Raw genomic sequence first — 10,980 nt, 5'->3', positions numbered from 1 at the left:
CAAACGCGCGATCTCTGCCGCGTGGTCCGCCGACGGCAGCGTCGCCTGCGTTGTGGAGCGCCGCGTCGCCGCCGTCGGCTCCAGCCGGGCCGCTCGCTGCTCCACCCACCGCCGCAGCACGGAATCGCGCAGACCAAGCTCCTTGGCCACAGATCCGATCGAGAGCCCGCTCGACGCTATGAGATCAACCGCTTGCCGCTTGTAGTCGTCCGCAAACCACCGACGTTGACGTCCTTCCATCCGACACCTCCTGGCTCTTCGAGCCTACTACAGGTGTCCATCAATTCGGAGGAGGTTCAACTTCTATCGCCAAGCACTTTGGCCTTACCAGCCTAATGGTTCACATAGTGACACAATGCGAGAACTCTTGGCGCTCATGGGGTAAACAACTATGCTTGACGCAAAACTGAAGACCGTCCTTTCTTTGCTCTCGCCGGTCACACGCTGGCTAGACGTCCCGCCATCCGGCCGACTGCTCCGGACGCCAGCTACGTGAAGCTGGACGCCAATGAGAATCCATTCCCGTTACCCGCTATTGTTATGCGAGACGCAGTCGCAGCGCTTGAACGGCAGTACCTATACCCAGAGAGTGACAACATCAGCTTGAGGGAAGCAGCGGCCGCTGCCTACGGCGGTGCGACGGATCAGGTAATCGCCGGCAACGGTTCGTCTGAACTCCTTGGACTGATTTTCAGAGCTTTCCTCCTCCCTGGCGACCGCGTAGCGATGGTGTCGCCAGGATTTTCATTCAATCGCAAGCTTGCGATGTTGCAAGCTGCTCGCTTTCTTGAAATCGGATGTTCTGAACCTCAGACCCTGCCCATCGAGCAATTGCTTTCCGGCGCCGCCGCAGACGCCAAGTTCATTATGCTCGCTAATCCGAATAATCCGACCGGACTCTTCGTTCCGATCGATGAAATCTGTTGGCACGCAATGATCGTCTGGTCGTCTTGGACGAGGCTTACGTCGACTTTGCACCCGACAATGGTTTGCGGCTCCTTAGCCAACATTCGAATCTTTTGATTCTACGAGCGTTGTCGAAGAGTTATGCCGCTGCGGGCATTCGCGTCGGGTTCGGATTCGGTCATCCCGAGCTCATTGGGACGCTTCGCAACCTGCAGAACGTCTTCAATATGAATGTGATCGGCCAGGCCGTCGGCATCAGTGTCCTCGCACATCGCGCCGCCCATGAACATAACCGTCGACAGATCAGAGACGAGAGGGAGAGAATTGCAGGCGAACTCTCTCAACTCGGGTTTCGCGTAACGCCTTCCCAAGCGAGCTTCGTGCTAGCCCGTATGCCGGAGGGGCACGATGGAAGATGGTGGCAAGCAGCGTTGGAGCAGAAGAAGATACTTGTCGCTTTCCTCCCCGATAAGGGACTTGAATCTTGCATTCGCGTTAGCGTCGGTACAGAGCCTCAAATGGCTGCATTTCTCGCAGCCATTCGCGATATATCTGCGCGCCTAAAGATGCGCGCTTTCTGATGCGGACCCATTGCGAACGACGCTGCCGCGAAGATGTAAGATGACGCAGAGGGATGTATATCACGCCATGAACCATGAACAGCGATAACCCTCTGCGGTGAGCTGCTACTTCAGCCGCCCCGAAGAAGACCCTACGAGCGGTCGGCCTAAAGCACGCAGGACCTATCGACCCCTCGATGGCTTGACGCGAACAGGACTCCCAATGTCCTACAATCGGAGCGTATCAAGCGAAAAATGGCATTCATCCAAATCTGACATGCGGCATCTTCGACCATCTTGATGATGATGGGCGCGATGTTGCGCAACATTACGCCGATCGCCTCAGATTGGCGGAGGCATGCGATGCTCTTGGATTCTATGCCTATCACGTGGCAGAGCACCACTGCACGCCTCACGGGAGAGGACCTTCGCCGAATTTGTTCTTGGCGGGACATCGCTAGTCCGGCGGACCGGACCAGGAGCCGAGAAACAGGATCACGCTTCCTTCGCCTGACCCCAGTCGAACGACGTGCCATCGACCCAGACGCAGTGGAGGATCACGGCGATCTTCCGGGCGATGGCGACTTTTGCCTTTCTCATGCCAATCCGCTTGGCAAGCTTCATTCCCCAGGCCTTGAGAGAAGACCATTTCTTCGTCCGGTGAAAGCAGAACGGTCGCCGCCTCGAAAAGATAAGTCCGGAGAAGACGGTCACCCCATCGGGATATCTTGCCATTGCTGTCGGTCCCGCCAGATTGGCTGCGCCGCGGGGTGAGACCCAGATAGGCGCCGACGCTGGATCCCGATCGGAAGCGCGATGGGTCATCGATCGTATGACGGAACGTCAAGGCAGTCACAACGCCGACGCCCGGAACTGTCATCAGCCGACGCGCCGTTTCATCTGACTTAGCCAATTGGCGAATTTCGTTATCGAATTTGCTTTGTTGTTTGCAGACCTGCTCGTGGATCGACAAAAGTGGCGCGATCACACTGAGGAGCTGGTGATCTTCGCCCAATAGCTCGCGGACCTGATTGCGAAACTGCAAGCCGATTGCACGTGGAAACAGCAAGCCGTATTCTTTGATCAGACTGCGGACCTGGTTCTCGATATCTCGACGAATGGCCACGAGCCGGGGTCTCGCGACGAGCATCGCGCGAATCTTCTGACTTTTTTTTTCGCTCTTGACTTTGACTTCTCGATACCAGCCAACCCGCACCAGTTCAGCTAGACCTCGCGCGTCATTTTGATCGCTCTTGTTCATGCGTACGGACAGAGCCGCGTGGGCATGCCGCGCGTCGATGCAAACCACTGGATGGTCAACCCTACGAAGTTCATGCCACAGCCAACTCGCCATCGCCCCGGTCTCAAAACCAATGCGCTCCGCATGTGGCGCCCGCTTGCGGAGCAGCGCGGTGAGCGCTCCCGGGTCGGACTTCGCCTTCCCCTCGAACAAGACCTGACCTACTTCGTTGACAACGCGAACCGAGGTTTCTTTTTGCGAGACGTCCAGCCCAACATACTGCTTCATAGCCCCCTCCGGTTTAAAAGATTGCGGGAAGGCCTGAAGATAGCGGATCTTTCGTGCCGCGAGCGCCGACCGCAATTACGTCATCGTCTGCAATATTGGCTCTGACGCAATTCTGGTGCAGCTCACTCATTCGGCACCTATCAGTCTGGCTTGAAGCAGATCGATTTTTCCGCGGCCGTACATTTGGCGTCTTACGAGCTTGAGGCGAGTAATCTGACCTTCAGTCTGTCCGTTGGACCAGGGCGACGTGATTGCCGCTCGAACCGCTGCTTCATCGTTCGTTACGCCGCGGGCGAATGAGGCGACGAGGCTGGCGCGAACGCGCTCGATCCAGGATGACAACTCAGCGGCGGCTCTGCGCCGGATCATCCCGTGGAATTCGGCTACGATCTCTCGAGCTTCGACAAGGGTGGGAACGCCAGCTTCGACGGCGGCGACAGTGATCGTCTCCGCCTTGGAGAGCGTATCCCGTCCGACCGTCATGAGACGAACGATTGTTCTGGCCGATGGGATCCGGTGGAGGTTTTCGATATCGGCCTTTTCGGACTGCCGTCTGCGGGTAGTCCATTCGCCGACAACGCGAAGGGAACCTCGGAAGCCGCGTACCCTTAAACGGCGCCAAAGTTCAGCGCCGTTTCGGCAACCGGCTGCCCATTGGTCGTTGAGCCATGGCAGATGCTGATCGAGTGAGTTCTGCCGGGTCCGGAAGATATCGTGGCGTTCGCCACGGATCACCTGTCGTACCATCTTCCTGCTATGGCCGGTCTGGCGCACGATCTGCTTGATCGGCGTTCCGCCTTTCGACAGGCCCAAGATAGTTGCGTTGGTCTCTTCGCGGCGGAGATAGCCCTCATACTGGAGGCGCTCGGCCGCGGTGAGCAGTTTGGGATCGATTGTCGTTACCCCGATCGCGCTGCGGATCTGGCGCATCGATTTGCGGACGGCATCGAGGAAGGCCCGACTGGCGTTCTCCATCAGATGCCACCGATCCGCGACCTGTACCGCCTGCGGCAGGGCCCTTGCCGCAGCTTCGCCATATCCCCCACCACGGTCACGGGCAATGATCGTGATCGTGGGATGAGCAGCCAGCCAGGCTTGGGCGGTCGCGGGCTCACGATCCGGTAGCAGCGTGACGATCCGGCGCCTTTCCAGATTGCAGATGATGCTGGCGTATCGGTGATTGCGCCGCCAGGCCCAATCATCGATGCCTATAACCCTGAGCGGGTCGGCCGGCGGGCGGCTGCGGCGTCGGACCACACGCAGGAGCGTGTCTTTGCTCACCGGTAGCATCAGCCGCTTTGCGAAGCCTGCTGCTGGTCGACCGCCAAGCGCCAGGCCGAGGTGGTAGACGATCGAGTCCAGTCTCGCCGTGCGTCGCGCCGATGGAGCCAGCACACCTTCGGCGAAGCGCTCGGCGAAGATTTGGCGCCCGCACAGGACAGCGTCGCAGCGGAAGCGGCGAGCGATCACCAGGAGCTCTACAATCCGCCCCGAGAGCGGAAGATCGGTCACGCGCCGTCGATAGCGGCTATGGACGCGTCGGGAAACCGCTCCGCACGACGGACACAGACCAACACTTCCGGACGCTCGGACCACAACAACGGCCTTACCGTCTTCGTAGTACGCACTCTCTACAACAAACCCACGCGGCACCAGACTGGAGCGCTGGAGTGCTTGCTGCATGGCGCTGATTCTCCCTCAATCAAAACGCCAGACATCCCCCAAACTGCATCAAAAGTGAGTCAGAGCCAAATTTGCAAACGATGACGTAATTGCGGTCGACGCTCGTGGGAGAAAGCTCCGTTATCGTCGAGCTCTCGCAATCAAACGATTCGGAGGAGCTGTCATGAGGCAATACGTCGGGCTAGATGTCTCGCAAAAAGAGAGACTGCCGTGTGCGTGGCCAACGAGACAGGTCAAGCGATTTTTGAAGGAAAGGCCAAGTCTGATCCTGGAGATCTGTCAAGGCTACTTCGTAAACATGCGCCACTGGCGGAACGTATCGGCTTTGAGACGGGCGCAATGGCAAGCTGGCTTTGGCATGAGCTTCGTAGGGTCGAACTCCCCGTCGTTTGCATCGATGCAAGGCATGCACACGCAGCATTGTCGGTCCGCATGAACAAGAGCGATCAGAACGATGCTCGGGGCCTTGCCGAACTCGTAAGGGTCGGCTGGTACCGAGAAGTCAAAATCAAGAGCGAAGAGAGCCAGAAGGTTCGAGCAATCCTCGTTGCGCGATTCCGCCTGGTGTCCATGCGCCGGGATATCGAGAACCAGGTCCGCAGTCTGATCAAGGAATGTGGATTGCTATTCTCCCGCGCCATCGGCCAACAGTTCCGCAACTTGGTCCGTGAGCTGTTCAGCGAAGGCCATCAGCTCCTCGCCGTGATCGAGCCGCTCCTGTCGGTTCATTAGCATATCTGCCAGCAGCAGAGCAAATTAGACGACGAGGTCCGCCGATTGGCGAAGTCTGACGAGACGACGCGTCGCCTGATGACGGTTCCTGGTGTCGGCATGGTCACCGCCTTGACGTTCCGCCATACGATCGATGACCCATCCCGCTTCCGATCGGCCTCGACAGTCGGCGCCTATCTCGGCCTCACACCTCGGCGCAACCAATCTGGTGAAACTGACACTAGTGGCAAAATATCCCGATGGGGCGACAGGCTCCTCCGAACGTACCTGTACGAGGCGGCTACTGTTCTGCTTTATCGAACAAAGAAATGGTCCTCCCTCAAGGCCTGGGGAATGAAGCTCGCGAAGCGCGCCGGCATGAAAAAGGCAAAGGTGGCCATTGCTCGCAAGATCGCTGTAATCCTCCACTGCATATGGGTCGACGGCACGTCGTTCGACTGGGGCCACGCGCCGGCCTAACCTTAGTTTGCAAGTTCCTGGCCCGGTCCGCCGGGCTGGCGATGTCCCGCTGGGACGGTGGTCGTGGTGACCTCGATCAATCGGCTGGTGGCGGCTCGGCCGCACGCCGTTGCAAACGATGAGGCACCCGATCCGGACATCATCATGAGGCGCTTGCGACCTCGGAAAGGACCATGACCCCAGCGACGGGCAGTCAATCGCATCGACATTTAGGTGACAGCCAATCGGCCTATTACTACCACCTAGCTATCGTTCGAGCAGCCGCGCTCGCCCATCTTCGCAATCCCGACCAGCTCCGACGGGGCGAGCGCTACCGTCTTGCCGATTGGCTTCAAAAAAGAATTGACAGCAATCCGCAATTAAAGGGCCGATTGACATTCCGCGTCCATCGAGCCGGCTGCGCTAACGTTGAGGACCGCGAACCGTTCCTGGGATTGCTCCGCATGGTGGTGATTGAGCGTTCTCACCAACAGGCTTATTCGCTAGCGGCAACGGCTTACGAGCAATGGCTCAAGAACTTCAGGATCCTTTACGACCTCAATGCCATGCCGACGCCGCCTAACCTGCCGCTGACCTTCGATGCGGCACTCGAGAGTCAATTGTGCGTCGTGGGAACGCCAGCTTCCGTGCGCGAGCTTCTACTTATCCAGATCGAGAAGGCTGGTGCCAACTACCTGCTTTTTGTCAGCTTGCATTCGGCAATCTGCCACTAGAGACTTCCGTATACACAGCAAAGACGATTCAATCCGAAATGACTCGGCAGCGTTGACTGTGCGTCGTCGCTGCCGTGTGATCAGGTCTTGCGGCAGCGCCTTCTCGTGGGCCAGGATAGTACGCCTAGCCTGACGATCGGCAGATCACGCTTCGCTCAGCAGGGAGCCCCTGCTATCTGCTGAGCGGCTCAGCAGGAGTACGCGGCAGCGTGACCTCAACCCCTCTTGCTACCAAAGCGGGTCTCGGCACGGCGCCGGTCACCACGCTCTCCGATCGTTCGTGGGGTTTCTTCAGGTCGAACAGCGGCGTTACGATGGTTCGACTCCACCGCGAGCTTGTTTTTTTTTCAGGCCTGCGGTCCACCATGTCGCCGACTGGTGCATCAGCCATGACCTATCGGCAGTCTGGATGGCTTCCATAAAAACAATCGATTTTACCGGACCCGCCTCAACCTCATATTTGACCGCCGGATTGGAAACAGCGATCAGGAAGGTCGTATGACAATGGATTCTCTGTCGTCAGCAACGTTGCAGGCGAATTCACCTTTTGCGATCGCCTGGTTGGACGAAACTCATTGGCTAGATGCAGGGGCGCCCCTTAGCAGTCTGCTGGCGCGCTCAAATCAATTGCCCGTCAATAATAATTAATGTCTGAGACGCGGCAAGGTGGATTGCCCTGATGGCGTCCTCCTTGGCTGCGCCTCGTCCGTGCGCCCTATGGCATTCGGGTCGACGAATCAACACGTCAGCAGCGCGCGTGGCAGCGCGAACTTCCGAACCGCGACAGTCGCGGCTTCGCCGTGGCGTGAATTGTCAACGTTTCTCAAGACAGCCTCGCGTCGCCAAAGTCGAGCAACTGCAATTTGGCTAGGCCACCGACGGTTGACCGAACACCTCATCTTTACCTATCGTTCCTTTATCGGGAGAACGCGCAGTGGACTTCGATCGTTGTAGTTTGGGTGTGCCGCACCCTAAACATGGGATACACCAGCAGGTCGAAGCTGCTGTAGGACTAATCTGCGAAGACAAGAAACCGCTCGGCGCGGTTCAATTGGTCAGCAACGTCACAGGCACCTTGATATCAGCGCAATTGGAGAGCGACCTCTTGGGCGACACGAGAGCCGGGGCTGCAGTTGGCCGCAGGCAGACCGCGCCGCTGCAAGAAAGACACGGCGGTGTTTTCTATCCAGAAGACCTTCAGGTTTTAGGCCGGCTTTTTGATCAAGCAGTCGCGGCCCTACCGCCAGCTATGCAGACTCCTGACAACCGGACCACACTCGCGAAACTTATCCTGGCGCGTGCGGTGGCCGCTGATGGCCGAGCAGATGCCTTTGATGGAGTTAATGATGCGCTGCATTTTTGCGAATTGATCAGGCAGAGCGCTAATCCATGCTGCGGCGCATAAACCGTACTGTCCTGGCAAGTTTCCCAAAGCACTCCATCCCGTTGCGGGTTCCGGCGCAGCTTTTTAGGCGAACCCTCGCTGTCTTCCTGCTTGCAAAGCAACGGACTTCCGCAACGATGTTCTTGGTCATCTGCAAGTGAACACAGAAGACGAATCACTCCTGTCGCGGATCAATACCGACAAGCAGCAACTTAGCTGAGGCCAATCGATCCTGGCCTGCGTCGGAAGCTTATGGGCATCGCCTGTCCGAAAGACGAACCTTCTAAGTGGCCGTCACGGTCCTTTGCTGAGAAACTCATTGGGTCATTTTCTACCGCAACTTCGCCAGCATCCCGGCGCTGTTTGCGCATGCCTATCCTTACGCCGGCCCGTCATCGATGCGTCAACACCATGATTGCTCAGGTTGGTGGTCCTTCCCGGAGCAATCCTCGGAAGGGTCTGATCCTTCAACGGCGACAGATGTCACGTTCCTGACCTCGGTGATGTCGGCGTTCGCATTGATGGGCTTGCGGCGAGCATGTTTCAATACCGCTCACGATCCGTTCGGGCGTCCAGATAGCGGCGTTAGGAACCGTACACGCCTGCACAGTCGACTACTTTCAAGGGACGGACGCTGCGTGACTTTGAATCGGCCAAGGATCTGTGCAAGCGCTTCTGAAACCGCAAAAGTACGCGATTCGACACTTTTGCGCACGATAAGCGTGAACCGCGCATTGGGAAGCGCGCCGACGCGATGATATCCGCTCGGTGAAGGTAAGCGGAGACGTCGCTCCCACAGGTGCATCTCCTGCACTGCTCGTATTCGAGCGTGAGCGGCAACGTACTAACAAGCAGTTTAACGATGGCCGCCTCTTTTAAGTCTGACGAACCTGAAACTCAGATCTCCTCTTTGATCTTGCCGTAGATGCGTTCCATCCGCAGCGCCAACCTCGGCCAGGGATTCGGCTCGCGGCGCGACCGGTACATAACTGAGATCTATAGAGTCGAGGCATGTCACGGACGAGGACATTGATCGCGGTGCCGCCTTTCAGGGCGAAGCACTTTTCCTATGATGAATGGAAGACGCACTGCAGTAGAGCGACCTGCCTCGTGAAGGCGTCAGAGAAGCTAGCCGCAAGTGCCCGCGTCACATGGCAGGTCGAGCTTGCTCAATGCCCAGGCGAACGATTGCCCTTGGTATCGATCTTCTGTCTTCAACAGTTTCCGGGCGCAAGTTAATTTTCAGACGATCATCCGATGCCGTCTAGATGCTCACGCAACCTCGACGTCCAAGATAAGATTGAGGCGGATCGCCACAATGACGGCTTGGATCCGACTGGTCGCGCCCAACCTTCGCATCGCGTTCTTAAGATGAAAGTTCACCGTATTCTCGCTAATATGTAATATTCTCCCGATTTCCCATGACGATTTGCCCTTTGCCACTAGTCGATGTTGCTCGGCGAGTTGATCCCACAGAAACGGCCGCGTGGATATCCGCCTGACCACTGGATCGATTTTGTAGTACTTCCCCCTAAAATATCGCTCACACCATTCGGGCGGCCATTTTACGGCCACCGCGGGCGGCGGATACTCCGGTAGGCGAAGTGGCTCCGCGAAATTGAGCGCTCCGTAAAAGACTTCGCTGAAGCCCTCGTCGCTCGCACATTTCACAAGAAGCTCGAAAAGCGATCTGAGAGATTGCGTTCGCGTCGCGCATTCGATGAAGCTGAAAAGATTCATTGTAGACGCCTCAGCAGGCTGGCCCAGCAGGTCGGTATTGCGCCGCTCGATTGAACTTGATTTGAGCGGAGGCACGTTCCAATCCGTCGCCGAGCAGCTCCATGTTGCCGCCCCCCAAGCGCGGTGTCACCCTTGATGTTCGGATTGCTGGCGACCATGAAAAGAGATCTGCCACGGTCGTGCACGGTCCGACGGATCTGCCTCGTCAGTCCGCAAGTGACCTTCACGGCGTCGGCGCCGACGAGAGCGGGGTCGATGAGCAGCCCGGCATCCTCGTCGCGCAGCTTTGGCCCCTTGCATAAACATCGCGAGGCGTCTGAGTGCTTCAGTCGGGCGCCTCCAACGCGAACAACTCTTTTGGGTTGAGCGCGATCCGCACTCGTAGTGCATGGCGATGTTCGTCAGGGGGATACCCCGACATGCACGCAGTCGGAAATTCTGCTTAGTGCAGAGGACACTTTGCATATGCATCTCCGGAAAGGAGAAAACCTGGAAATGAGAACAGCAAGTGTCGTACCACTTGCACCTTCCCCAACAAATCGGCTTTAGCAACAATGACTTGACAGCATTGGGATACGTGCTGCAGGCGCGTGCGTTGAAGACATCGCGACATCGGGAGGAAAGCCGACACCGCGGTTTGGCTTAGTTGTTCGTCATGATTCCCAGGTTGGCTTTTTCTCCTGATGTGCGATCCGTGCCTCCTGTATGTAGCCACTATTGCCTGTCGCTTGCGAGGAACGTGAAACAGGCGGACAGTTCAAGCGCAGCGCATGCTGCCGGCTGGAATCCTATGTTAGCCGCATCCGCACTGACCGACCAACACATGCAATCCTGAGGCACCCATGGGATATGGCGCAAACTCTCTTCTTGCGCGCCTACGCTTCAAGCCATCGCTGCGGCTGATAGCGGCTTACCGACGTTTCTCAGGACAACGGCGCGGCAGTTGGCAAACATTTGTATAATTTTCCCAGAAGTAATCCAGTACGATGGTGCCGGTATAATCCAGATCATCGCCCACGCTGTCGATTAGGCTATCGATAATTGTGCCGATTTCCGGAATGCGATCGTAGTAACGGGCACGGATAACATTAACAGCGTTCATCGAGTGAACTGCCTCGTCCGCAATTACCTCTCTCAGCCAACGAAGAAAACTGCTGCCGAGTTCGGCTGTTCGCCGTCAGAGCCCTTGAGACAAATTGAGGGACTTCACGAAGGGAGGATTTCTGGTTCATCGTAGCCGCAAGGAGCGAAGATGAAGCAGAAATCCGGACCGGG

The 10,980-nt window shown here is 57.4% G+C and carries 5 protein-coding genes and 5 pseudogenes; 5 read left to right on the top strand and 5 right to left on the bottom strand.

The genetic code is table 11. The features are described 5' to 3' along the window. Positions 1-240, bottom strand: a 240-nt coding sequence (locus AC630_RS43110) for a transposase (protein ID WP_143198599.1), incomplete at its 3' end; no start/stop codon positions are given. Between the two features lie 151 nt (positions 241-391). Here AC630_RS43110 and AC630_RS36785 point away from each other — a divergent pair. Both AC630_RS36785 and AC630_RS47475 read left to right on the top strand, forming a co-directional pair. After that, a pseudogene (locus AC630_RS36785) lies at positions 392-1,487 on the top strand (pyridoxal phosphate-dependent aminotransferase). A gap of 239 nt (positions 1,488-1,726) precedes the next feature. Next, positions 1,727-1,915, top strand: a pseudogene (locus AC630_RS47475) (LLM class flavin-dependent oxidoreductase); the annotation flags it as partial. Between the two features lie 46 nt (positions 1,916-1,961). Here AC630_RS47475 and AC630_RS36775 read toward each other — a convergent pair. Further along, positions 1,962-2,994 (bottom strand): annotated as a pseudogene (locus AC630_RS36775) (IS110 family RNA-guided transposase). A 126-nt stretch (positions 2,995-3,120) separates the two neighbouring features. Then, positions 3,121-4,677, bottom strand: coding sequence for an ISL3 family transposase (locus AC630_RS36770; RefSeq protein ID WP_074123281.1), 1,557 nt, complete (start codon positions 4,675-4,677; stop codon positions 3,121-3,123). A gap of 163 nt (positions 4,678-4,840) precedes the next feature. Between AC630_RS36770 and AC630_RS36765 the strand changes: the two are divergent. The 3 genes and pseudogenes from AC630_RS36765 (at position 4,841) to AC630_RS36755 (ending at position 7,986) form a co-directional block, all read left to right on the top strand. Further along, positions 4,841-5,868: pseudogene (locus tag AC630_RS36765) on the top strand (IS110 family RNA-guided transposase). A 413-nt stretch (positions 5,869-6,281) separates the two neighbouring features. Further along, positions 6,282-6,637, top strand: a pseudogene (locus tag AC630_RS36760) (LLM class flavin-dependent oxidoreductase); the annotation flags it as partial. 878 nt (positions 6,638-7,515) lie between these two features. After that, complete coding sequence (locus AC630_RS36755) at positions 7,516-7,986, top strand: NolY (RefSeq protein WP_208867097.1); 471 nt, start codon at positions 7,516-7,518, stop codon at positions 7,984-7,986. Between the two features lie 1,251 nt (positions 7,987-9,237). Here AC630_RS36755 and AC630_RS36750 read toward each other — a convergent pair. Beyond that, positions 9,238-9,705: a helix-turn-helix transcriptional regulator gene (locus AC630_RS36750; RefSeq protein WP_074123282.1), complete on the bottom strand. Its 468-nt coding sequence runs from the start codon at positions 9,703-9,705 to the stop codon at positions 9,238-9,240. A 910-nt stretch (positions 9,706-10,615) separates the two neighbouring features. Beyond that, positions 10,616-10,807 carry a hypothetical protein gene (locus tag AC630_RS44690; RefSeq protein WP_143198598.1) on the bottom strand — a complete coding sequence of 64 codons (192 nt, stop codon included), beginning with the start codon at positions 10,805-10,807 and terminating at the stop codon, positions 10,616-10,618. Positions 10,808-10,980 lie beyond the last annotated feature (173 nt).

Source organism: Bradyrhizobium sp. AS23.2 (assembly GCF_001908185.1).
Taxonomy (GTDB): domain Bacteria; phylum Pseudomonadota; class Alphaproteobacteria; order Rhizobiales; family Xanthobacteraceae; genus Bradyrhizobium.
The sequence above is the reverse complement of the archived record's forward strand: the minus strand, read 5'-3'. Positions and strand labels throughout refer to the sequence as shown.

What these genes read in the sequence shown, in the direction of transcription:
- AC630_RS36770 (WP_074123281.1), bottom strand. Translation starts at nt 4,677, where the DNA reads ATGCAGCAAGCACTCCAGCGCTCCAGTCTGGTGCCGCGTGGGTTTGTT.
- AC630_RS36750 (WP_074123282.1), bottom strand. Translation starts at nt 9,705, where the DNA reads ATGAATCTTTTCAGCTTCATCGAATGCGCGACGCGAACGCAATCTCTC.
- AC630_RS44690 (WP_143198598.1), bottom strand. Translation starts at nt 10,807, where the DNA reads ATGAACGCTGTTAATGTTATCCGTGCCCGTTACTACGATCGCATTCCG.